Genomic DNA, 23,500 nt, shown 5'->3' on the forward strand with positions numbered 1-23,500 from the left:
GCTACTGGCCTGCGGCCGTGCAGCCGGCAGGTGCCACTCCCGAAAGGACACACCATGGAAGACATCGTCATCGTTTCCGCCGTGCGCACGCCCGTGGGCAAGTTTGGCGGCGCACTGGCCAAGACCCCCGCGACCGATCTGGGCGCCATCGTCATCCGCGAGGCGCTGGCACGCGCCCGCGTCGCTCCCGATCAGGTGGGCGAGGTCATCATGGGCCAGGTGCTTGCGGCCGGCTGCGGCCAGAACCCGGCCCGCCAGGCCATGATGAAGGCGGGGCTGGCCCAGGAGACGCCCGCGCTCACCATCAACGCCGTGTGCGGCTCGGGTCTCAAGGCCGTGATGCTGGCCGCCCAGGCCGTGGCGACGGGCGACAGCGAGATCGTCGTGGCCGGCGGCCAGGAGAACATGAGCCTGGCACCGCACGTGCTCAATGGCTCGCGCGAAGGCCAGCGCATGGGCGACTGGAAGCTGGTCGACACCATGATCGTCGACGGCCTGTGGGACGTGTACAACCAGTACCACATGGGCATCACGGCCGAGAACGTGGCCAGGCAGCACGGCATCACGCGCGAGATGCAGGATGCGCTGGCCCTGGCCAGCCAGCAAAAGGCCGCCGCCGCCCAGGACGCAGGGCGCTTCACGGACGAGATCGTGCCGGTGACACTTGCGCAGAAGAAGGGCGACCCCGTCATATTCGCGGCAGACGAATATCTCAACCGCAAAACCAGTGCCGAAGCTCTGGCTGGCCTGCGCCCCGCCTTCGACAAGGCCGGCTCGGTCACGGCGGGCAATGCCTCGGGCATCAATGACGGTGCGGCCGCCGCGGTGGTGATGAGTGCCACCAAGGCTGCGGCCCTGGGCCTGCAGCCGCTGGCCCGCATTGCGGCCTACGGCACCAGTGGACTGGACCCCGCCACCATGGGCATGGGCCCGGTGCCGGCATCCCGCAAGGCATTGCAGCGCGCGGGCTGGAGCGTGGGCGATGTGGACCTGTTCGAACTCAACGAGGCCTTCGCTGCCCAGGCGTGCGCGGTGAACAAAGAACTCGGCATCGATCCCGCCAAGGTCAACGTGAATGGCGGCGCCATCGCCATCGGTCACCCCATCGGTGCCTCGGGCTGCCGCGTGTTGGTGACCCTGCTGCACGAAATGCAGCGCCGCGATGCCAGGAAGGGCCTGGCCGCGCTGTGCATTGGTGGAGGCATGGGCGTGTCCATGGCGCTGGAGCGTTGAAGGCGCGGCACCCTTTGGGACGGGTGCCCTGCATGCAAAAAAGGCCGCACGGGGAAGCCCGTACGGCCTTTTTTGTCGGCGCAGGCGGCAACGGCTGGCTACGGAGTGCAAAAACGCGATGATGCCCGGTTTTTTGCGCCGCAACAATAATGCTGGGGCGCAGTGTTTTCCTCCTCGGTATTGTCGTAATTCTTGGGTAGAGTGGTCACTGATCTGATTCACTTTTGACACATCCAAGGAGCACACATGAGCCAGAAAGTTGCGTACGTCACCGGGGGTATGGGGGGCATCGGCACGGCCATCTGTCAGCGTCTGCACCGGGACGGGTTCAAGGTCATCGCCGGGTGCGGCCCCACGCGCGACTACAACAAGTGGCTGGGCGAGCAAAAGGCGCTGGGCTATACGTTTTACGCGTCGGTCGGGAACGTGGGCAACTGGGAGTCCACGGTGGAGGCCTTCACCCAGGCCAAGGCCGAGCATGGCAGCGTGGATGTGTTGGTGAACAACGCCGGCATCACACGCGACCGCATGTTCCTCAAGATGTCGCGCGAGGACTGGGACGCTGTCATCGAAACCAACCTCAACAGCATGTTCAACGTGACCAAGCAGGTCGTTGCAGACATGGTGGACAAGGGCTGGGGCCGCATCATCAACATCAGCAGCGTGAACGGCGAGAAAGGCCAGGCCGGCCAGACCAACTACTCGGCGGCGAAGGCGGGCATGCACGGTTTTTCGATGGCGCTGGCGCAGGAGCTGGCCACCAAGGGCGTGACGGTGAATACCGTGAGCCCCGGCTATATCGGCACCGACATGGTCAAGGCGATCCGCCCAGATGTGCTGGAAAAGATCGTCGCCACTGTGCCCGTGAAGCGCTTGGGCGAACCCAGCGAGATCGCGTCCATCATTTCGTGGCTGGCCTCCGAAGAGGGCGGCTATGCCACCGGGGCGGATTTCTCGGTCAACGGCGGCCTGCACATGGGCTGACCTAGCGGCAGCTGGAAAAGGCTGCCTTGAAATGCAAAAGGAACGTGGCAGCACGTTCCTTTTTTGTCTCCACCCTGAAGTGGGCGGTGTGAATCGGGGCCGGTAGCTCCCGGCGGGCCCTGGCAGTGGCTTGGAATTGCGCAGTGCGGCGATTCCTCCAACGAACGGCCTTCAGAACAGGCCGAGTGGACGCTTACAGGCGGGCCGGGGCGCGCTTGCGGTCACGTTCGTCTTCGGGCCAGGCAGAGAGGATTGCAGTCATGGTCATAGGGAAAACTCCTTAGATGTACCCACAACGCGGCCCCCTGGGGAGACGTTGACAGTTCGCTGCAAAAAAATGCAACCCCGGGATATCCCCAGAATTTACTCCTGAAAAAGGAGCTGTCTGCGGTTTATGCGTAAGGCTTGGTGGCTGTTTTTATACAGATACCAAAAATACCTGTAGCCCCTCAGCGCGCCAGTTCCTCCAGCGCTGAGGAAACATCCAGCCACTTTTCCTCAAGGGCTGTCACCTCTTCGGTGCAGTCCTTGAGCCTGCGCCCGCATTCCGCGATCTCCGCGGGGGGCAACGGCTGCATGAGCCGTTCTTCCAACTGCGCTTTTTCCCGGTTTAGGGCTTCCAGGCGCTGGTCGATTTTTTCAAGCTCTCGCTTGAGGGGGCGGGTTTTCTCGGCCAGTTGCTGGCGGGCCTGGGCTTCCTGGCGGCGCTGTTCGCGGGCGTCGCGCAGGGGAGGGGCGGCAGTGGCGGTTGGGGACGCGGCCTCGGCAACGACCACCTGCTCGGCTGCGCGGGCCAGTTCGCGCAGGCGTTTGGACTCCTCAAGCAGGTAGCGCTGGTAATCGTCCAGATCGCCGTCGAAGGGCGCCACGGCACCCCGGCCCACCAGCCAGAACTCATCGCACACGGCGCGCAGCAGCGCCCGGTCGTGGCTGACCAGCATCACCGTGCCCTCGAACTCGTTGAGCGCCATGGACAGCGCCTCGCGCGTGGCCAGATCCAGGTGGTTGGTGGGCTCGTCCAGCAGCAACAGGTTGGGGCGCTGCCAGACGATCATGGCCAGCACCAGGCGGGCCTTCTCCCCGCCGCTCATGGTGCCCACGGCCTGGTGCACCATGTCGCCGCTGAAGTTGAAGCTGCCCAGGAAGTTGCGCAGGTCCTGCTCGCGGCTGGGTTCCTGGGCCTGGGCACCCAGTTCGCGCGCCAGGCGCACCATGTGCTCCAGCGGGTTATCGCCGGGGCGCAGCACGTCCAGCTCCTGCTGCGCGAAGTAGCCGATCGACAGGCCCTTGCCCTCGGTCAGGGTGCCGGAGAGCGGCGCCATGGTGCGGGCGATGGTCTTGACCAGCGTGGACTTGCCCTGGCCGTTGGCGCCCAAAATGCCGATGCGCTGGCCGGCCAGTACCGAGCGGTTCACGTGGCGCAGGATGGTGGTCTCGCTGCCATCCTCGGCGCGATAACCGAAGGACGCGTCGGTGATGGCCAGCATCGGGTTGGGCAGGTTGGCCGGCTCCTTGAACTCGAAGGTGAAGTCGGCCGAGGCCAGCACGGGGGCGATCTTCTCCATGCGCTCCAGCGCCTTCACGCGGCTTTGTGCCTGTTTGGCCTTGGTGGCCTTGGCCTTGAACCGATCGATGAATTTCTGCAGGTGCGCGATCTTGTCCTGCTGGCGCTCGTAGGCCGACTGCTGCAGTTCCAGCTGCTGGGCGCGCAGCTCCTCGAACTTGCTGTAGTTGCCGCCGTAGCGGGTCAGGCGCGCGTTATCGATGTGCAGCGTGACCTGGGTCACGGCGTCGAGGAACTCGCGGTCGTGGCTGATGACGACCAAGGTACCGTTGTAGCGCTGCAGCCAGGCTTCCAGCCATACCAGCGCGTCCAGGTCCAAGTGGTTGGTGGGCTCGTCCAGCAGCAGCAGGTCGCTGGGGCACATCAGCGCGCGCGCCAGTTGCAGGCGCATGCGCCAACCGCCGGAGAAGCTGTTGACCGGGCGCTCCAGCTCCGCCACCTGAAAGCCCAGCCCCAGGATGAGCGCCTGCGCGCGTGCGGTCGCGTCGTGCGCACCGGCGTCTGCCAGGTCGGAGTGCGCCTGGGCGATGGCCATGCCATCACCCGCCTGCTCGGCCGTGTGCAGCGCCTGGCGCAGCTCCGTCAGGCGAGTGTCGCCATCCAACACGAAGGCGGTGGCAGACTCGTCCGTCTCTGGCATGTTTTGCGCCACCTGGGCCATGCGCCAGGCCGCGGGCAGGAAGAAGTCACCGCCGTCTTCGTGCAGCGAACCATTGAGCAGCGCGAACAGCGTGGACTTGCCAGCGCCGTTACGCCCGACCAGGCCGACATGCTCCCCGGGGTTGATGGTGACGGAGACACCGTCGAGCAATACCTTGGCGCTGCGGCGCAGCGTGACGTTCTTCAGGGTGATCATGGGTCAAAACCAATGGACGGGGCGGGGGCCGGACGGGCCGGCGCCGTCACTTTGCGGAAGCGAGTGGGAGCAGGGCCTGGCGTGTGAGCAGCAGCACCTGGTCGCTGCCGGCGCTGGTCTCCAGCCAGAACACGGGCAGGTCGGGAAAGGCGGCCTCGAAGTGTTCGCGTTCGTTGCCGATCTCCAGCACCAGCACGGCGTCTTCGCTCATGCGCGCGGGGGCGTCGGCCAACAGCTGGCGAATGAAGTCCATGCCGTCGCTGCCGCCCCGGATATTGCCGGACAGGGCCAGCTCGGGCTCGGCCCGGTACTCGGGCGGCAGCTGGGCCATGCTGGCGGCGTTGACGTAGGGCGGGTTGCACAGGATCAGGTCCCAGGGGCCGGGCAGGGCGGCCAGGCCGTCGGACTCGACCAGCGTGATGCGCTCCTGCAGCCCGTGCCGGTCCACGTTGATGCGGGCCACGGCCAGCGCGTCGGGCGAGAGGTCGGCGCCCGTCACCTGCACGTCGGGATACGCCATGGCGGCCAGCACGGCCAGGCTGCCGTTGCCGGTGCACAGGTCGAGCACGTGGCGCGTCTGGTCGCTGAGCCAGTCGTCGATGCTGCCGTCGGCCAGCAGTTCGGCAATGAAGCTGCGCGGCACGATGGCGCGCTCGTCCACGTAGAACGGCACGCCCTGCAACCAGGCCTCGCGCGTGAGGTAGGCAGCCGGCTTGCGCGTGGCGATGCGTTCTTCAAAAAGCGTAGCTACCAGCGCTTGATGGGCGGGCGTTACAGGCCGATTTGCCACTGAACCTTCAGCACCCTCGTCGAGCACGCTGTCCAGCGGCAGCCCCAGGCGCCACAGCACCAGCCAGGCGGCCTCGTCCTGCGCGTTGGCAGTGCCGTGGCCGAAGGCCACGCCGGCCTGTGTGAGGCGCGCGGCGCCGCTGGCGACCAGCGCCCCGACGGTGTCACCGTGCACTTTCGCGGTCATGCGCCCGCCAGTGCGTTGAGATGCTCGAGCGTGCGGCGGTAGATGTTCTTGAGCGGCTCGATGTCGACCAAGCGCACGTTCTCGTCGATCTTGTGGATGCTGGCGTTGGGCGGGCCCAGCTCGATCACCTGGGGGCAAATCTGGGCAATGAAGCGCCCGTCGCTGGTGCCGCCGGTGGTGGACAGCTCGGTTTCCAGGCCGGTCTCCGCGCGGATGGCTTGCTGCACCGCCTGCACCAGTTCGCCCGGCGTGGTCAGGAAGGGCTGGCCGCCCAGCGTCCAGGTCAGGTCGTATTCCAGTCCGTGGCGGTCCAGTACCGCATGCACGCGCTGCTGCAGCCCTTCGGCGGTCGATTCGGTGCTGAAGCGGAAGTTGAAGTCGATCACCACCTGGCCGGGGATCACGTTGGTCGCACCGGTGCCGCCGTGGATGTTGCTCATCTGCCAGCTGGTCGGCGGAAAGAAGGCGTTGCCCATATCCCACACGGTGGCGGCGAGCTCGGTGAGCGCGGGCACGGCCTGATGGATGGGGTTGCGCGCCAGCTGCGGGTAGGCGATGTGGCCCTGCACCCCCCGCACGGTGAGCCGCCCGGACAGCGTGCCGCGGCGGCCGTTCTTGATCATGTCGCCGGTCTGCTCGACCGAGGTAGGCTCGCCCACGATGCACCAGTCCAGCCGCTCCCCGCGCGCGCGCAGCTGCTCAATGACCACCTTGGTACCGTCCACCGAGGGGCCTTCCTCGTCGCTGGTCAGCAGCAGCGCGATATCCAGGCGCGGGTCGGGCGTGGCGGCGAGGAATTCCTCGACCGCGACGACGAATGCGGCGATCGAGGCCTTCATGTCGCTCGCGCCGCGGCCGTACAGGCGGCCGTCCCGGTGTGTGGGGGTGAACGGCGGGCTGCTCCACTGCTCCACGGGGCCCGTGGGCACCACGTCGGTGTGGCCGGCAAATACTACTGTTTTGGTAGCTGCTTGCGCTTGTCCAGAGCGCGTTGCAGTGCGTTTTGACCACAAATTGCTGACGCGGAAGTTCTCGGGCCCGCTGTCCAGTCGTTCGCAGGCAAAGCCCAAGGGAGCGAGGCGCCGGGTCAGCAGGTCCAGGCAGCCCGCGTCGTCGGGCGTGACGGAGGGGCGGGCGATGAGCTGTTCGGTCAGTAGCAGGGTGGGGGACATGGGTACAGGCGGCGCACTGCCGTGCAGCGGCCGCGAAACGGGCTCAGGCGGGCTTGACGTCCAGCACGATCTCGGTGAACGAGGGGGCATCGTCCTCGGACTGCTGGCCGGCATCGTTGACGGCGCGCGCCGACTTCGCGGCAGCCGAGAAGTCGTTTTGCAGGCGCCACATGAGGTTGGTGGGGGAATCGGCGTAGGCCAGGCCTTCCTTGCGGTCGATCTTGCCCTCCAGGATCAGGTGTGCCAGCGCTTCCTCGAAGGTCTGCGAGCCTTCGGCCATGGATTTTTCCATGGCCTCGCGGATCCCCGAGAAGTCGCCCTTTTCCACCAGCTCGGCCACCAGCTTGGTGTTGAGCATGACCTCCGCCGCGGGCACGCGATCGCCGGTCGTAGTGCGCACCAGGCGCTGCGAGATGATGGCCTTGAGCGCGGATGCCAGGTCGCCCAGCATTGTGGGGCGCACCTCCACGGGGTAGAACGACAGGATGCGGTTGAGGGCGTGGTAGCTGTTGTTGCCGTGCAGCGTGGCCAGGCACAGGTGGCCCGACTGGGCGTAGGCGATGGCGGCGGACATGGTCTCGCGGTCACGGATTTCGCCGATCAGGATCACGTCGGGCGCCTGTCGCAGCGCGTTCTTGAGCGCGGTCTGCAGCGACTGGGTGTCGCTGCCGATCTCCCGCTGGTTGACGATGGACTTCTTGTTCTTGAACTGGTATTCGACCGGGTCCTCCACCGTGAGGATGTGGCCGGTCATGGACTCGTTGCGCGCGTCCAGCATCGCCGCCAGCGTCGTGCTCTTGCCCGAGCCCGTGGCGCCCACGAGCAGGATCAGGCCGCGCTTTTCCATGATCAGCTCGCTGAGCACCGGCGGCAGGTGCAGCGTGGACAACTGCGGGATGTTCTGCGTGATGAAGCGGATCACCACCGCATAGGTGCCGCGCTGGCGCATCGCGCTGACGCGAAAGCGCCCTACGCCGGTGAGCGGCACACCCATGTTGAGCTCACCGGTCTCTTCCAGCTCTTCGATGCGGTCGGGGGGGACGATCTCGGACAGCAGGTTCTTGGGCGCGTCGGGCGGCAGGATCTGGCTGTTGATCGGCACGCATTCGCCGTTGATCTTGATCAGCGCCGGTGCGTTGGCCGACAGGTAGACATCGGATGCCTTCTTGTCGGCCATCAGGCGCAGAATCCGCTCCATCGTGCTCATGCTGGTTCCCTCTCAGTGCTGGTTATGTATGCGTGCAGTGCCGGTGCGGCGTAGCTTCAGTCGCGCAGCAGGTCGTTCAGGCTGGTGGTGGAGCGGGTCTTGGCGTCCACCTTCTTGACGATGATGGCCGCGTACATGCTGTAGCGGCCGCCGTCCTTGGGCAGGTTGCCGCTGACCACCACGGAGCCTGCGGGCACGCGGCCGTAGGTGGTCTCGCCCGTGGTGCGGTCGTAGATCGGCGTGCTCTGACCGATGTACACGCCCATGCTGATGACCGAGTTCTCTTCGACGATCACGCCCTCGACGACTTCGGAGCGCGCGCCGATGAAGCAGTTGTCCTCGATGATGGTCGGGTTGGCCTGCAGGGGCTCGAGCACGCCGCCCAGCCCCACGCCGCCGGACAGGTGCACGTTCTTTCCGACCTGCGCGCACGAGCCCACGGTGGCCCAGGTGTCCACCATGGTGCCTTCGTCCACATAGGCGCCGATGTTCACGTAGCTGGGCATCAGGATCGCGCCCTTGGCGATGAAGCTGCCGCGGCGCGCCACGGCCGGCGGCACCACGCGCACGCCGGTGGCGGCCATCTCGTCGGCGGACAGGTGGGCGAACTTGGTGGGCACCTTGTCGAAGAAGCCCAGGTCGCCGGCCTTCATGAGCTCGTTGTCCTTCAGGCGGAACGACAGCAGCACGGCCTTCTTGATCCACTGGTGCACGGTCCACTGGCCCACGCCCTCGCGCGTGGCCACGCGCAGCCTGCCGTTGTTGAGTTCGGCGATCACATGCTCGACGGCATCCACCACTTCCTTGGGCGCGGCGGAGGGCGAGAGGCTGGCGCGGTTGTCCCAGGCGTTGTCGATCAGGGTCTGCAATTGTTGGGTCATGGATGGAATCACGTACGGGATTGGATGAATTGCACGATGCGCGAGGCCGCTTCGGCGCATTCCGCGGTCTCGGCCACAAGGGCCATGCGCACGCGCTGGGCGCCGGGGTTGGCGCCGCCGGAATCGCGGGCGAGATAGCTGCCCGGCAATACCGTGACATTGTATTGAGCCAGCAGGGCCTGGGCGAACTCCGCATCGCTCATGCCCAGGGCGTCGGGCACCTTGGCCCAGAGGTAGAAACCCGCGTCGGGCAGGCGCACGTCCATCACCTCGGCGAGCATGGGCGTGACCTGGGCGAACTTCTGGCGGTAAAGGGCGCGGTTTTCTTCCACGTGCACCTCATCGTTCCAGGCAGCCACGCTGGCGGCCTGCACGGCGGGACCCATGGCACTGCCGTGGTAGGTGCGGTACAGCAAAAACGCCTTGATGAGTGCCGCGTCGCCCGCCACGAAGCCGCTGCGCAGGCCCGGCACGTTGCTGCGCTTGGACAGGCTGGTGAAGGCGATCAGGTTGCGGTAGTCGGCTCGGCCCAGTTGGGTCGCCGCCTCCAGGCCGCCCAGCGGGGGCTCGTCACGGAAGTAGATCTCGCTGTAGCACTCGTCCGAGGCGATCACAAAACCGTAGCGGTCGCTCAGCGCGAAGAGCTTCTCCCACTCGGGCAGGGGCATCACGGCGCCCGTGGGGTTGCCGGGCGAGCACACGAAGAGCAGTTGCGTGCGCTGCCATACCTCCTCGGGCACGCTGTCCCAGTCCACGGCAAAGTTGCGGGCTGGATCGCTCGGGGCGTAGTACGGCGTGGCGCCGGCCAGCAGCGTGGCGCCTTCATAGATTTGGTAGAACGGGTTGGGGCACACCACGGTGGCGCCCGCGCGGGTGGGGTCCACCACGGTTTGCGCGAATGCGAACAACGCCTCGCGCGAACCGTTCACCGGCAGCACCTGCGTGGCGGGGTTGACGGGAATATGGTAGCGCCGCTGCATCCAGCCGGCACAGGCTTCGCGCAGGCTGGGGTCACCGGCGGTGGAGGGGTAGCTGGCCAGGCCTGCCAGGTTGGCGGCCAGGGCCTCCTGGATGAACGGCGGCGTTGCATGGCGTGGCTCGCCGATGCCCAGGCTGATGGCGCGGTGTGCGGCCGAGGGCGTCACCCCCGCAAAAAGCTGTCGCAGCCGCTCGAACGGATAGGGCTGCAGTAGGGAGAGCAGGGGATTCATAGGGGGGCGATTATCAGGGATGCGGCCGGGCGCCACAGGGCGCGGCCCCGCCACCCGTTCCCAAAAACAACTACAGGGTTTGATCGCTCTACACAGCCGTCAAATTTGGTTACAAACGGCATCAATTCATCAGTGCGACGCGCCAGGGCGCACATTTCAGCCATCGAGGGGGACAAAAGCGATGACGGTTTCATTCATTCTGCGACCTGGCGTAGGGCTCATGCGGCGCCTGCGTTTCTCGGCCAAGCTGGCCCTGTTGGGAGGCGTGGCCGTGTTGGCACTGCTGGCCGTGGCGGGGGTGCAGGGGTGGGGGCCGCGCGCCACGTGGGCCGTGTGTGGCGTGGCGGTGCTGGCCACCGCCTATCTGGCCACGGCTTTCCAGGCCAGTGTGGCGGGCGACCTGCGGCGGCTGGGCGGCGTAATGGAGCGCACGGCGCAGGGCGACCTGTGCAGCCGGGCCGAAGTGCGCGGCCGCGATGAACTGGCGCACATGGGCGAGCAACTCAACCGCATGGTGTACACGCTCTCGTCGATGGTGGCCGACATTCGCAGCAACGCGGCGCTGGTGGCGCACGCGGGTCAAAGCCTGGCGGCGGACAACCGCGAACTGGCCGACCGCACCGAGCAACAGGCCGCCAGCCTGGAGCAAACCGCGGCCAGCGTGGAGGAGCTGTCTTCCGCCGTGAACAACAACGCGCAGGCGGCTAGCGTGGCCGATCAGCGCGCCGGCGAGGTGCGCCAAGCCGCTGAGGCGGGCACCCAGGCGATGGCGCGGGCGGTGGAGGCGGTGCAGGGCATCCAGAACGATGCCCGTCGCATGGGCGAGATCATCCAGGTGATCGACGGCATCGCCTTCCAAACCAACATCCTGGCGCTGAATGCCGCCGTGGAAGCGGCACGCGCGGGCGAGCAGGGCCGGGGTTTTGCCGTGGTGGCGGCCGAGGTGCGCACGCTGGCGGGCCGCTCGGCCGAGGCGGCGCGCGAGATCCGCGACCTCATTGGCACGTCCGTGCGGCAGGTGGAGGGCAGCGCGGGGCTGATCCGCACCGCCGGTGAGGGCATTGCGGCCATGGCGCAAGGCATCCGTGGCGTGGCCGGGCATGTGAGCGAAATCTCCCACTCGGTCAATGAACAGGGCACGGGTCTGCGCGAGATCAGCACCGCGGTGCAGCAACTGGACCAGATCACGCAGCGCAATGCCCAGATGGTGAGCGATGCCCTGCGCGAGGCGCAGGCGCTGGAGAGCCGGGCGTCCACCCTGTCCCGGGCGGTGCTGGCGTTTCGTCTGCAGCAGGGTACAGCCGAGGAGGCCGTGGCCCTGGTGCAGCGCGCTGCGGCCGTGCAGCGCGGCCTGCCGCGCGACGCCTTTCTTCGCACGTTGACCGACCCCGCACAGCCCTACCACGACCGCGACATGTACGTGTTTGCGCTCGATGCGGGCGGCACCTACCTGGCCTTTGGCGGCAATCCCGCCAAGGTGGGAACGCGGGTGCAGGACATTCCCGGTATTGCCGGGGATGCGCTGGTCAGCGCCATCGTGGCCCAGGCCGAACGCGCGCCGGGCTGGGTGGAATACGACATCACCAATCCGGCCACGGGCGCGGTGCAAACCAAGATGTCCTACGTGCAGCGCGCGGGAGATGTCTATCTGGGCTGCGGCGTCTACAAGTCGCTCGCGGCCTGATGCGGCAGGCCTGTCGCCGGTTCGCGCCGTATTGCCATAGCCCGCTGCGGTCGTGAGCGGTAGGGCTGCCGGCGCAGCGGCGTCAGCCGCGGTCGGCGCGCTGCGCACGGGCGCGCGCCAGGGCCGCGGCAATGGCTGCGCGCTTGGGATCGGGCGCGTTGTCCGGCGCCGGAGGGACGGGTTCGGTGGCGGCGGCCTGCGCCTCCTCGCGCTGCAGCCGCTCTTGCCGCGCCTGGTAGCGCACGCGCGCCTGCTCGGCCTGCGGGGCGGACCATGCGGCCCAGCCAGTGGCCTGGCCGCTGGCATTTTCCATGCGGATGCAATCCACCGGGCACGCGGGCAGGCACAGTTCGCAGCCCGTGCAGTGCGGTGCAATCACGGTGTGCATGCGCTTGTTGATGCCCAGGATGGCGTCCGTGGGGCAGGCCTTGAGGCACAGCGTGCAGCCGATGCACCAGTTCTCGTCGATCACCGCCACGGCGCGCGGGACCTCCGTTCCATGGGCCGCGCTCAGCGGCAGCTCGGGCCGGCCAGTGATGGCGGCCAGGCGTGCAACGCCCTGGGCCCCACCGGGCGGGCACTGGTTGATCTCGGCCTCGCCCCGTGCGATGGCAAGGGCATAGGACTGGCAGTCAGGGTAGCCGCAGCGCGTGCACTGGGTCTGGGGCAGGGCCGCGTCAATGCGCTCGACGAGCGCCTGCTGCGCTGCGGGGGAGGTCATGGCCGGCGTCAGGCGGCGCTGCGTGCGCGGCGGGGGCGTGACGTGGGCTGGGCGGACTGGTTGGCACGGATGAAGTCGCGCACCTGCGGGTAGACCAGCTCGCGCCAGCGGCGGCCGCTGAAAATGCCGTAGTGGCCCGCGCCCTTCACCTCAAGGTGGTTGCGCCGGTCCGCGGCGATGCCGGTGCACAGATCCTGCGCCGCCTCGGTCTGGCCGGAGCCGGAGATGTCGTCGAGCTCGCCTTCGATGGTCAGCAGCGCGGTCTGGGTGATGTCCTGGGGGCGCACGCGCTCCACCGCGCCGTCCGGCGAGCGCACGTCCCAGGTGCCGTTGACCAGGCTGTAGTCCTGGAAGACGGTCTTGATGGTCTCCAGGTAATAGTCGGCATCCATGTCGAGCACGGCGTTGTATTCGTCGTAGAACTTGCGGTGGGCCTCGGCGCTGGCGTCATCGCCCTTGATGAGGTTCTTGAAGTAATCGTAGTGGCTGCTGGCGTGCCGGTCCGGGTTCATGGCCACGAAGCCCATGTGCTGCAGAAAGCCCGGGTACACGCGGCGGCCGGCGCCGGGGAAGTTGCTGGGTACGCGGTAGATGACGTTGTTCTCGAACCACTCCAAGCTGCGTTGGGTGGCCAGGTTGTTCACCGCCGTGGGTGAGCGGCGCGCATCGATGGGGCCGCCCATCATGGTCATGGACAGTGGCGTGGTCTCACCGCGGCTGGCCATCAGCGAGACGGCGGCCAGTACCGGCACGGTGGGCTGGCAGACGCTCATCACATGGCAGTTACCGTATTGGCCCTGCAGGTAGCGGATGAACTCCTGCACGTAGTTCACATAGTCGTCCAGGTGGAACTCGCCCTCCTGCAGCGGCACCATGCGCGCGTTCTTCCAGTCGGTGATGTAGACCTTGTGGCTCTCCAGCATGGAGCGTACGGTGTCGCGCAGCAGCGTGGCGTAGTGGCCCGACAACGGCGCCACGATCAGCACCACGGGCTGGCCCTTGAGCTTGAGCAAGGTGGCCGGGTCGTCCGAAAACCGCTTGAAGCGGCGCAGTTCGCAGAAAGGCTTGTCGACGTCCACGCGCTCATGGATGGCCACGCTCACGCCATCCACGTCCACGGTGCTGATGCCGAACTCGGGTTTCTCGTAGTCCTTGCACAGGCGGTACAGCAGTTCATAGCCCGCCGAGATGCGATGGGCCAGTTGCGTCTCGCTGAACGGCCACAGCGGGTTGCTGTAGAACTTGGCGGCGGCCTGCGCCAGGTCGGCGAAGGGCTCCATGAGGGAGCGCTGGGTCTCGTAGAGGGTGTACAGCATGGGGCAGGACCAAGTTATGTTGCAGTGCAATATATCAGCAGTTGCATTTGCTTGCGTGTCGTGCAACTACGCATTCAGTGTCCCGCGCGCGACATTGGCGGGCGGGCTTGATGCAATGCTTTTGATAGCTGTCAGCGCTTGATGGACAAGCGCTGGAGGTCGATTTGACTTATATCAGGGTGGGATTTTCCTGCAGCCACGCTTCGAAGGCTTCGCGCGAGCTGTTGCGCAGCGCGCGGCGAAACGCCTGCCGGTCGCCCAGGTACAGGCAGTGGCGGATCACGGTGAAGGGGTTGAAGCTGCCCTCGGGGTTCTGCGCCTCGTAGAACTGCTTGTAGCGCTTGACGGTGGCAATCGTTTCGCGCATCAGGGTGTTGAAGCGGGCACGCGTGATGCCCGGTGACCATGCGCGCATGTCGTCCACGAACAGGTCCACCTTCTGCGCGTCGAACTCCACGTCCTTGAAGAAATGGCGGGCAATCTTCAGGAACGTGAAGGCGTTGAGCTCGCTGCCGGGCGCCGACGTTCGGCTGGCTTCGGTCTCGGCCTCGGTGGTCTCGTCGGGTGCGTAGAGCAGTTCGGCATCGGTGGCATCGCGGATCTGGCGGAACTCGCGGTCCGCCAGTTCGAACAGGGCGGACAGCACGTTGATGCGGCGCTTGAGTTCGGCCGGAATCGACTTCTTGTACTTGATCTTGTGGTCCAGCACGCTCCACGCGTCCTGGATGATGGTGCGCAACTGCAGCTCGAACGGCTGCGCCGCGTAGGCGGCGTTCTCGGGCAGGGCGGCCTGCACGGCGTTGAGCCGCAGGTCCAGATGCAGGCCCTTGTAGCCGAAAGAGGCCTCGGTGCCCTCCAGGGCGCTGACCTTGTCGGTCACGTCGATCACGTCGAAGTGCGACTGGACGATCTGCGCCACCTTTTCCAGCTCGTCCTCGTACAGGCAGACCACGCGCACGCCGATCAGGTCGGTGATGTAGGGGCGGATTTCATAGGGGGCCCCGCTTTCCTCCAGCGCCGCGCGGTACTTGCGCGAGAACTTGCGCAGGCATTCATCGCGGTCCTTCACGCGCCCTTCGATCTTGGCGATGTCGATGTGGCGCGCCTGCGACAGCAGCGACTGCAGCAGCGCCATGTAAAACGCGCAGGCGTGGTCCAGCGCCGGGCGCTCCTGCGCATAGAACGCGTGGAACGCGGACTCCTCAGGGGTGAGATGGGTCGCGGGTGAGGGGAGGGGCACGGCAGGCGCAGGGGTCAAGGGACAGCCACGGATGGTAAGGCAGGGAAAGGCCTGCGGCGGCCCTCGGCGGGGTAGGACAAGGCCGCGTCCCACAGACGGGCCGCGCTGCGCACGGCAATCTGGCGCTTCCCTATTGTGTTGCGGCGGTCGCTATGCGACGCTTGGAAACGCATGAATAAAGAGGTGGCTGCCCCGAGGGGGTTCGCACAGCACTGGGCCCCATGGCATCCGGGCATGATTGCAGCAGTGGTGCTTTCACTGCTGCTGCTCGCCGTCACCTATTTGGTCTGGCAGGGTGTGGAGCGCGCACGGGACGAGCGCCGGCTGCAGGCTTTCGCCTTGTCCGTGGACCGCGTGGTTTCCAACCTGTCGGACCGCATCGCCGCCTACGAAATGGTGTTGCGTGGCGTCAAGGGCTACTACGAAGGCTCCGACAGCATCGACCAGCAGGAATTCCAGGCCTATGTGGAGGCCTTGCACCTGCCGCAGACGCGCCCGGGCCTGCAGGGCGTGGCGCTGCTGTCGCGCGTGGCGGAATCCACCGGGGCGCGCACGGGGCAGGCGTTGATCACGCACATCGCACCCCAAACGCCGGAAAACCAGCAGGAATTGGGACAGGATGCCATGCTGCAGCCGGCGCGGCGCGAGGCGCTGCTGCGCGCGCGCGACTCCGGGACGCTGGCGCTGTCGGGCCCGCTGGGCAGCCGCGAAGGGAATGCCGGCAGCTCCCTGGTCATGTACCTGCCGCTGTATGCCAGACACGCTGCCGTGGACACTCTGGCCCAGCGCCGCCAGAACATTGCAGGCTGGGTGGCCGCGCCATTTCGCATGGACGACGTAATCCAGGGCCTGGCGCGCGAGCTGGACAGCGACCTTGCGCTGGCCATCCATGACGGCCCCTCGGTGGCAGGTGGGGTGCTGGTGTTTGCGTCGCGCACGGACTATGCACCCCACGCGGTCAATGGCGGGCTGGAGGCCGTGCGCAGCTACGACGTAGGCGGCAGGCGCTGGACGCTGGTGCTGTACCCGCTGCCCTCATTCGAGCAGCGCTTCGGAGGATCCACACACCATCTGGTTGCCCTGCTGGGCGCCGCCTTCAGCCTGCTGGCGGGATGGTTCGTGGGGCAGCAGGTGAACGCGCGACAGCGGGCCATGGCGCTGGCCCGCGAGATGACGCGCGAGTTGCGCCGCACGCGCGATGAGCTGGAAGCCACACTCAATGCCGTGCCCGATCTACTGTTCGAGGTGGACGCACAGGGAGGCATCCACCACTACCGGTCCGCCCGCGCGGACCTGATCGGCACGCGCGCCCAGGCGCTGGTGGGGCGCACGCTGGGGGATGTGTTGCCGCCCGCTGCCGCCGCCGAATGCATGGCTGCGCTGGACGAGGCGGCCGAGTACGGTTATTCCGAAGGGCGGCAGTACAGCCTGGACATCGGGGGCAGCCAGCATTGGTTCGAGCTGTCCGTGGCCTGCAAGCAGGGCGGTGCGCCGCAGACCGGGGGCGGCCCGGGCCAGCGCCACTTCATCGCGCTGTCGCGCGACGTCACGCGGCGCCACGAGGCCGAGGCCGCCATGTACCGGCTCGCGTATTTCGACGCGCTCACCGGCCTGCCCAACCGCCGCCTGCTGCTGCAGCGCCTGCAGGATGCACTGGTCACGGCCCAGCAGCAGGGGGGCATGGGCGCGCTGTTCTACATCGACCTGGACAACTTCAAGGAGATCAACGACGCGCGCGGCCACGGTGTAGGCGACGGGCTGCTGGTGCAGGTCGCCGCGCGCCTGCAGGACGCGGCCGGGCCGCAGGAGACCGTGGCACGGCTGGGGAGCGACGAATTCGTCCTGCTGGTGCCGCGGCTGGGCGACACCCCCTCCGTTGCGCGTGAGCAGGCCTGCCGGCGCGCCCAGCAGCTGCGCGAATGCCTGGATGCGCCCTATGACCTGGGTGGGGTGCACTACGGCAGTACCGGCAGCATCGGCGTGACGCTGTTTCCCAAGAACGGTGAGGCCGTGGAAGACCTGCTGCGCGAGGCCGACACGGCCATGTTCTGTGCCAAGGACCGGGGGCGCAACCAGGTGTGCTTCTTTGAGCAGGACATGCACGCCGCAGCGCAGGAGCGCCTGGCGCTGCTGCAGGACCTCAAGAGCGCGGTCGACAACGACGCGCTGCTGACCTATGCGCAGCCGCAGGTGGATGCCGCCGGCCAGCTCATCGGCGCGGAGCTGCTGCTGCGCTGGCCGCATCCGCAGCGCGGCTTCGTGCCGCCGGCGCAGTTCATCCCGGTGGCGGAACAGGCGGGGTTGATCGTGCGCATGGGTGCGCGTGTCATCCAGCAGGCCTGCGCCACGCTGGCCGAACTGCACCAGCAGGGCCGGGCGCTGTCGATCTCGGTCAATGTCAGCCCCCGCCAGTTCCGTCAGGCGGACTTCGTGGAGCAGGTGCGCGCGGCGCTGCAAAGCACGGGCGCGCCCGCGGCGCTGCTCACGCTGGAGGTTACGGAAAGCTTGCTGGTGGAGAACTGGCAGGACACCGCCCGGCGCATGCACGAGCTGGTGGCGCTGGGCGTGCGCTTTTCCATCGATGACTTCGGCACCGGCTACTCCAGCTTGGCGTATCTGAAGCGCCTGCCGCTGTACGAGCTCAAGATCGACCGCAGCTTCGTGCAGGACGCGCCCTCCGACGCGAACGACGCGGCGATCGTGCAGGCCATTCTTTCCGTCGCACGCCACTTGCGCCTGCGCGTGGTGGCCGAGGGGGTAGAGACGCGGCAGCAGGCGGACTTCCTCATCGCCCACCACTGCCATGGCCTGCAGGGCTATCTGTTCGGGCTGCCGCAGCCACTGCGGGACTGGCTGGCGGGCCTCAAAGGCTGAGCGGCTCCGTTGGCAGGGCGACTGCTTGCACGGCGCTTGCGCGCAGTGCATCGGGCGCGGTGGCGCCCGGCTTGGTGCGCGCCAGGGCCATCACTTCGCGCGCGGGCAGGTGTTTCAAGCGGTGGTCGCTCCACACCTGGCGCCAGCGTCGCGCGCCGGGCAGGCCGTTGCGCAGGCCCAGCATGTGGCGCGCCACCGCATACCAGTGCGTGCCGTGCGCGGTGGCTTCGCGCTCCATGTAGGCCACCATGTCTTCCTCGACCTGCTCGCGCGTGAGCGCGGCGGGCGCGGCGCCAAAGAACTGCTCGTCCCAGCGCGCCAGCCACCAGGGGTTGTGGTAGGCCTCGCGGCCCACCATCACGCCATCCACCCGGGCCAGCTCCTCCAGCACTGCGGCGTCGGTCTGAAAGCCCCCGTTGATGGCGATGGTCAGGTGCGGGAAGTCGGCTTTCAGCCGGGCCGCGACGTCGTAGCGCAGCGGGGGAATCTCGCGGTTCTCCTTGGGCGACAGACCTTTCAGCCACGCATTGCGCGCATGCACGATGAAAACGCGGCAGCCCGCGTCGGCCACCACGCCCACGAAGTCGCGCACGAAACCGTAGTCTTCGTTCTGGTCGATCCCGATGCGGTGCTTGACGGTGACCGGGACCTGGACCACGTCCACCATGGCTTTCACGCAGTCGGCGACCAGTTGCGGCTCGTTCATCAGGCAGGCGCCGAAAGCGCCGCGCTGCACACGCTCGCTGGGACAGCCGCAGTTGAGATTGATCTCGTCATAGCCCCACTGCTCGCCCAGACGGGCGCAGTGCGCCAGGTCGGCCGGCTCGCTGCCGCCCAACTGCAGCGCCACGGGGTGCTCGGCCGCGTCAAAGCGCAGATGGCGCTGCACGTCGCCGTGCACCAGCGCACCGGTGGTCACCATCTCGGTGTAGAGCAGCGTGTGGCGCGACAGCAGGCGGTGCAGGTAGCGGCAGTGCCTGTCGGTCCAGTCCATCATCGGCGCAACGCTCATTCGCCACTTGCTATATTGTTGATTTATAAGGCTTTTTTCCACTTGCTACTGCTTAATATTTAGGCAACGTGTGCAATAGTTAACGATAAGTGCACACGAAGTGCACGCAAAAGTGCAGAATCTGGGCATCAACCAATGCACACGACTGCACACGCATGGCGACATTTTCTCAACTCCCGTCCGGCAAGTGGCGCGCACAGATTCGCAAGGCTGGCCTGTACCGCGCAGCGAGCTTTGCCACCAAGCGCGAGGCCAAGGACTGGGCCACCCAAGTGGAGGCGCAGCTCAACCACATAGCGACCGGCGGATATGCGCCAGTCCCGAAGGGCGCCACGCTGGGCGACCTGATCGACAAGTACCGCGAGACAGCGGCGCAGCGGGCAGGCAAGACCAAGGAGGCCACGCTGCTGATGCTGGGGCGCGAGCTGGGCAAGGTGAAGCTGGCCAACCTCAACGCCGTAGTGCTGCGCGACTTCATCGACCGCCGCCAGGATGACGGGGCAGGGGGCGTGACGATAGCCGCTGACCTGTCCTTTCTGTCGGCAGTCCTCAAGTGGGGGCGCCACGCCCGCCAGCTCGATATTAACGACCGCCTGGCCTTGGACGCCCGCGCCAGTCTCCAGCATCGTGGCCTTAAGACCCGCAGCAAGGAGCGCGACCGGGAGCCTACCGACGAAGAACTGAGCCGCATCTATGGCCTGTGGGCGACGATGAAGCGCCAGCAGCTCCCCATGCAGACGATTTGCCAATTTGCCCTCGCCACAGGCATGCGACAGGGCGAAATCACGCGCCTGGAAATCGAGGACATAGACCAGCAGGCCAAGACTGTGGTGATCCGCGACCGCAAAGACCCGCGCCAGAAGCTCGGCAACGATCAAACCGTCCCGCTACTGCCCGACGCCTGGGCCATCGTGGAGCCCATCATCCAAGAGCGCAAAACAGGCTTTCTGTTCCCCTACGACGGGCGCAGCGTGTCGGCATCGTTCACACGGGCCTGCACTGAGCTGGGCATAGATGACTTGCACTTCCACGACCTGCGGCACCGCGCAACCGCACAGTTTTTCCGCATGGGCCTGGATATTCCCCGCGTGGCGCTGCTGACCGGGCATAAGACATGGGCCATGCTACGCCGCTATACGGCCATCAAGCCATCGGACGTGCACGACGCAATCAAGAAACCGGCAAGCCCTGCGCCGGATCATGCAGGGCAACAAGGCGACAGCCAGGGCGAAGAGAGCGCCGAGGCTGTCTGACCATCATCAAAAAGGAGCTTTGACAATGGCTACTGAGACTGTAAATCACATTGACCGCGAGATGGCTGTATCGGAAGCCGCCGCCCTGGGCGACTTGGTGGATTGGGTAACCAAAGCCAGGGACTTGGTTGATGAAATCACCATGTGTGCGCGGCCATCCTCCAAACTGCATGAGCTGTTAAAGCTTCACAACATCGCCTACGGCAATGCCGATTGGCTGGAAACTGAAGCCGCCCAGGGGCTCGCCTATGTGCTCCAGCGACAGCGCATGCTTATCAAGTCGCTGGCCTAACCCCATTCGCCAGCCCTAGGCTGATCCCCGAAAACCCGTTTCCCTGACGGGCTGGGCTGGCACCTTATCAGGGAGGAATGCTTGGGGCGCATTTATGGCAATAGTAATTAAAAAGAATTACATCAATTTCAAAGAACTGTGCCAACGGTGGTCAATTTCACCAGAAGATCTTCATTATCTTATTGGCGAGGGAAAAATCGTTCCTGCGGTTATTACATCCGAAAGCCTATCTGTTTACAGCTGGGAGGAAAACGAGCGGGGTGACCACACCTTCTACAGCCTTGAACCTGTGATTGAGGATCAGGGATGGGTTGAGCTAAGACCGTCCTACCCTATTTTTTTACAAAGAGTACAACGCGATAGCGCATATCACTATCGATTCTTCTGGGCTAACTCCGATAAGTCACCTGGAGAGCCGCATGTTGGATATTATCCTGGTTTCGATACTTGGTTTAAGTTGAACGAACCAATAACAATGACCGACCTTGAAACCTTCGGCATATTCATGATGGATGATATAGATGAGTTCGAGGCTGTCAGCGAATTTATTGAAGATAAAGCAGAGCAAACTCCAACACCAGCAGTTGAGAAACCACTTGGAACCAATGAACGCAGGGCGCTAATGAATATTATTGGCGCAATGCTTGAAATGCTGAAAAATCCTCGACCTGGAAGAGAAGATGATGCTGCCATCATACGAGAATTGGTGGCCAACTATGATGACAAGCACGGCATAAGCGAGAGCAATCTAAATCGCAAATTCCCAGAGGCGAAGCGCAGCCTAAGGGGGAGTTGAACAACTGCAATTGCAGCCCGCCTTACTGCAATTGCAATTACAACCGGAGGGCAGAAAAGCACCATTCACCCATCAACCACTTAGGCGTTACGCCAGAAAGGTAATGGGTAAATGGAAACCGTCATTCAGCAAGCCACCGAGAACCAGCTAGATCGCCTGCGCAATATCGCGGATAAGCTGGACTGTCTGACAGAGACAGACATCATGCTTTTGGGCAAGCTGTCCCAAAGCACCGTAGAAGCCTGGCGCAAGCGTGGCCAGGGCCCGGCCTATATCCTGCTGGGCAATCGCTACCTGTACCCGCGCAAGGCAGTAGCGAAGTATCTGGAGAGCATTACCCGCGAGCGCAGCAGCGTTTCCGCAAAGGAGGCGCTGTAATGTCTAAATCCACCGCGACCCGCGAGCAATACAAGCGCATTATTGAGGCCCTGCGCCTGCGTCCCAAAACGTCCTACGACCTGCGCCGCCTGGGCATTTACCAAGCCCCGGCACGCATCAAGGAACTGCGCGACAAATTCGGCTACAGCATTACCACCGACCCCGTGGTGATCGTGGATCGTGACGGCTATCACCATGCGCGTGTGGCGCTCTACACGCTGGTAGCCGAGCCGGAGGTGGGCCTGTGAGTGCGGTTTATCGTGCCAGCACGTTAAAACGCGAGCGCCGAACCAAAGAGCGCCTAGAGCAGCTTGATGCGCAGATCATCGCCGTCCTGAAAGAAGATCATCCGCAGTCGGTGCGCCATGTGTTCTACCGCATGACCGATCCGCGCTTGCCTGAGCCGGTGGAGAAATCCGACCGGGGTTATCGGCACGTTCAAGACCGCTGCGTCAAACTGCGCCGCTCGGGCCGCATCCCGTACCACTGGATCGCGGACATGAGCCGCCGAGGCTATTTCACCTACACGTTCTCGGGCGCTGGCGACTTCATCCGCCGCATGGCCGGAAACTACCGTGCTGACCTGTGGCGTGATGCCGATTACCGCTGTGAAGTCTGGGCCGAGTCTCGTTCTATTGCTTCGGTGCTGACCGACACATGCGAGGAGCTGGCCGTCAGTCTGTACCCCTGTGGGGGGTTCGCCAGCCTGAGCTTTGCCCATGCTGCTGCCGAGGAACATAACGGCGACGATGACACGCGCCCGCTGATCGTGCTCTACGTGGGCGACTACGACCCCGCCGGGGTGCTGATCGACCGCGCCTTGGAGCGGGAATTGCGCACCCATCTGCGGGCAGATATTCCTATGGATTTCCGGCGCATCGCCATCAACGATGAGCAGGTGCAGGAGTTCGACTTGCCCACCAAACCGCGCAAGGAGGGCGACAAGCGCAGCCAGCATATCGAATACACCGTGGAAGCCGAGGCCATGCCTGCGCACGTCCTGCGCTCCATCCTGCGCGCCAATGTGGAGGTTTTGTTGCCCGAGAACGCCTTGCACGTCGCCAAGGTGGCCGAGGCCAGCGAACGGGCGCACCTGGCCCGCATGGTCAAGATGCTGGGAGGCTAGATGGCGCACAAGAAGCCTTCAGACCCCCGAGGCGGGCATGTGCGCCTGTACTGGACGCTGATCGACAGCCTTGCATGGCGGGCGCTGTCCTACTCTAGCCAGTCCGTCTATATCGCCATGCGCCGCCGATTGCAGTCCACCAATAACGGCAACATATCCGCTGCCCTGGGCGATATGAAGCACTACGGCATCACCACCAGCGCCACGCTGGCCAAGGCCCTGCGCGAGCTGCAAACGGTGGGCCTGATCGCTGTCACGCGCCAGGGCGGCATCGCCTACGGGCGACAGGTGTGCAGCCTATACCGTTTCACAGACGAAGCCGTCTATGAGCAGCCCAAGGTGGGCGTGAAAGCCTGCCAAGCCACTGATGATTGGAAACGCTTTGAAAAGCTGGCCGAGGTGAAGGGCGCCATCAAGAAAGCGCATGCCGATGCAAAACGCCAGCCCGACAAAAACAAATCAGGCCTTCAGAAATTGAAGCGTACCGATTCAGATTCTGAAGCGTTGAGCCGATTTAACGATTCAGATTCTGAAGCAGTTGCCGTTTCACTTGTTCAAAAACTGAAGCAGGCGAGTAGGGCTAAAAAGGCCGCTAACCCGCATGCAGCCTAGGTTTCCAGCGTTTTCACCATGTCGGAAACACTTTGTTGCCCTGCTTCAGATTCTGAACACCTATGCATGTTGCCACCCATAGAGGTGGCATGTGTGCAGATGGTGGAGCATG

The 23,500-nt window shown here is 65.3% G+C and carries 21 protein-coding genes; 11 read left to right on the forward strand and 10 right to left on the reverse strand.

Features of this window, described 5'->3' with window-relative positions; genetic code table 11:
* Window positions 1-54 precede the first annotated feature (54 nt).
* Together K2L43_RS09285 and phbB are read left to right on the forward strand one after the other, a co-directional pair.
* Window positions 55-1,233, forward strand: a complete 1,179-nt coding sequence (locus K2L43_RS09285; protein ID WP_220638938.1) for an acetyl-CoA C-acetyltransferase — start codon at window positions 55-57, stop codon at window positions 1,231-1,233.
* 246 nt (window positions 1,234-1,479) lie between these two features.
* The gene (gene phbB / locus K2L43_RS09290) at window positions 1,480-2,217 is read left to right on the forward strand and encodes an acetoacetyl-CoA reductase (protein ID WP_015913416.1); all 738 of its coding nucleotides are present in this window, start codon (window positions 1,480-1,482) and stop codon (window positions 2,215-2,217) included.
* 449 nt (window positions 2,218-2,666) lie between these two features.
* On the opposite strand, the gene K2L43_RS09295 is transcribed toward phbB, so the two are convergent.
* Genes K2L43_RS09295 through dapC form a run of 6 tightly spaced genes read right to left on the reverse strand, consistent with a single transcriptional unit; the run spans window position 2,667 to window position 10,084 of the window.
* A complete protein-coding gene (locus K2L43_RS09295; protein WP_011805314.1) occupies window positions 2,667-4,637 on the reverse strand; it encodes an ABC-F family ATP-binding cassette domain-containing protein in 1,971 nt (656 codons plus the stop codon).
* 46 nt (window positions 4,638-4,683) lie between these two features.
* The gene (prmB, locus tag K2L43_RS09300) at window positions 4,684-5,613 is read right to left on the reverse strand and encodes a 50S ribosomal protein L3 N(5)-glutamine methyltransferase (protein ID WP_220638939.1); all 930 of its coding nucleotides are present in this window, start codon (window positions 5,611-5,613) and stop codon (window positions 4,684-4,686) included.
* Window positions 5,610-6,785: a succinyl-diaminopimelate desuccinylase gene (gene dapE / locus K2L43_RS09305; protein ID WP_220638940.1), complete on the reverse strand. Its 1,176-nt coding sequence runs from the start codon at window positions 6,783-6,785 to the stop codon at window positions 5,610-5,612. The genes prmB and dapE overlap by 4 nt, the downstream gene beginning before the upstream one ends.
* Window positions 6,786-6,828: 43 nt before the next feature.
* A complete protein-coding gene (locus tag K2L43_RS09310) occupies window positions 6,829-7,992 on the reverse strand; it encodes a PilT/PilU family type 4a pilus ATPase (protein ID WP_088886622.1) in 1,164 nt (387 codons plus the stop codon).
* 56 nt (window positions 7,993-8,048) lie between these two features.
* On the reverse strand, window positions 8,049-8,873 hold the full coding sequence (gene dapD / locus K2L43_RS09315; protein ID WP_015913412.1) for a 2,3,4,5-tetrahydropyridine-2,6-dicarboxylate N-succinyltransferase: 825 nt from the start codon (window positions 8,871-8,873) through the stop codon (window positions 8,049-8,051).
* An 8-nt stretch (window positions 8,874-8,881) separates the two neighbouring features.
* A complete protein-coding gene (gene dapC / locus K2L43_RS09320; protein ID WP_220638941.1) occupies window positions 8,882-10,084 on the reverse strand; it encodes a succinyldiaminopimelate transaminase in 1,203 nt (400 codons plus the stop codon).
* 220 nt (window positions 10,085-10,304) lie between these two features.
* Here dapC and K2L43_RS09325 point away from each other — a divergent pair, with 220 nt between their 5' ends.
* Window positions 10,305-11,768, forward strand: coding sequence for a methyl-accepting chemotaxis protein (locus tag K2L43_RS09325; RefSeq protein WP_015913410.1), 1,464 nt, complete (start codon window positions 10,305-10,307; stop codon window positions 11,766-11,768).
* Window positions 11,769-11,850: 82 nt separating this feature from the next.
* Here the strand turns inward: K2L43_RS09325 and K2L43_RS09330 are convergent, their stop codons facing one another.
* From K2L43_RS09330 to K2L43_RS09340, 3 genes are all read right to left on the reverse strand, one after another.
* Entirely contained in the window at window positions 11,851-12,489 is a 639-nt protein-coding gene (locus K2L43_RS09330) for an RnfABCDGE type electron transport complex subunit B (RefSeq protein ID WP_172206812.1), read from the reverse strand.
* A gap of 8 nt (window positions 12,490-12,497) precedes the next feature.
* Window positions 12,498-13,805, reverse strand: coding sequence for a polyhydroxyalkanoate depolymerase (locus K2L43_RS09335; RefSeq protein WP_220638942.1), 1,308 nt, complete (start codon window positions 13,803-13,805; stop codon window positions 12,498-12,500).
* Between the two features lie 169 nt (window positions 13,806-13,974).
* Complete coding sequence (locus K2L43_RS09340) at window positions 13,975-15,045, reverse strand: GTP pyrophosphokinase family protein (protein WP_047351509.1); 1,071 nt, start codon at window positions 15,043-15,045, stop codon at window positions 13,975-13,977.
* A 234-nt stretch (window positions 15,046-15,279) separates the two neighbouring features.
* On the opposite strand from K2L43_RS09340, the gene K2L43_RS09345 reads away from it, so the two are divergent.
* Entirely contained in the window at window positions 15,280-17,919 is a 2,640-nt protein-coding gene (locus K2L43_RS09345) for an EAL domain-containing protein (RefSeq protein ID WP_255580579.1), read from the forward strand.
* Here the strand turns inward: K2L43_RS09345 and dusA are convergent.
* A complete protein-coding gene (gene dusA, locus K2L43_RS09350) occupies window positions 17,909-18,958 on the reverse strand; it encodes a tRNA dihydrouridine(20/20a) synthase DusA (RefSeq protein WP_255580593.1) in 1,050 nt (349 codons plus the stop codon). The genes K2L43_RS09345 and dusA overlap by 11 nt on opposite strands.
* A gap of 128 nt (window positions 18,959-19,086) precedes the next feature.
* Here dusA and K2L43_RS09355 point away from each other — a divergent pair, with 128 nt between their 5' ends.
* The 7 genes from K2L43_RS09355 (at window position 19,087) to K2L43_RS09385 (ending at window position 23,388) form a co-directional block, all read left to right on the forward strand.
* The gene (locus K2L43_RS09355) at window positions 19,087-20,184 is read left to right on the forward strand and encodes a site-specific integrase (RefSeq protein WP_220638945.1); all 1,098 of its coding nucleotides are present in this window, start codon (window positions 19,087-19,089) and stop codon (window positions 20,182-20,184) included.
* Between the two features lie 25 nt (window positions 20,185-20,209).
* Entirely contained in the window at window positions 20,210-20,476 is a 267-nt protein-coding gene (locus K2L43_RS09360) for a hypothetical protein (protein ID WP_220638946.1), read from the forward strand.
* 94 nt (window positions 20,477-20,570) lie between these two features.
* Complete coding sequence (locus K2L43_RS09365; RefSeq protein ID WP_220638947.1) at window positions 20,571-21,272, forward strand: hypothetical protein; 702 nt, start codon at window positions 20,571-20,573, stop codon at window positions 21,270-21,272.
* 111 nt (window positions 21,273-21,383) lie between these two features.
* A complete protein-coding gene (locus K2L43_RS09370) occupies window positions 21,384-21,650 on the forward strand; it encodes an AlpA family transcriptional regulator (RefSeq protein ID WP_220638948.1) in 267 nt (88 codons plus the stop codon).
* Complete coding sequence (locus K2L43_RS09375; RefSeq protein WP_220638949.1) at window positions 21,650-21,898, forward strand: helix-turn-helix domain-containing protein; 249 nt, start codon at window positions 21,650-21,652, stop codon at window positions 21,896-21,898. Before K2L43_RS09370 ends, K2L43_RS09375 begins: the two co-directional genes overlap by 1 nt.
* Window positions 21,895-22,776 (forward strand): hypothetical protein, encoded by an 882-nt coding sequence (locus K2L43_RS09380; RefSeq protein WP_220638950.1) that lies wholly within the window; start codon window positions 21,895-21,897, stop codon window positions 22,774-22,776. Before K2L43_RS09375 ends, K2L43_RS09380 begins: the two co-directional genes overlap by 4 nt.
* Window positions 22,777-23,388 carry a hypothetical protein gene (locus tag K2L43_RS09385; RefSeq protein ID WP_220638951.1) on the forward strand — a complete coding sequence of 204 codons (612 nt, stop codon included), beginning with the start codon at window positions 22,777-22,779 and terminating at the stop codon, window positions 23,386-23,388. It abuts the gene before it with no gap.
* Window positions 23,389-23,500: the final 112 nt, after the last annotated feature.

The organism is Diaphorobacter sp. MNS-0 (assembly GCF_019602835.1).
Lineage (GTDB): Bacteria > Pseudomonadota > Gammaproteobacteria > Burkholderiales > Burkholderiaceae_C > Diaphorobacter > Diaphorobacter nitroreducens.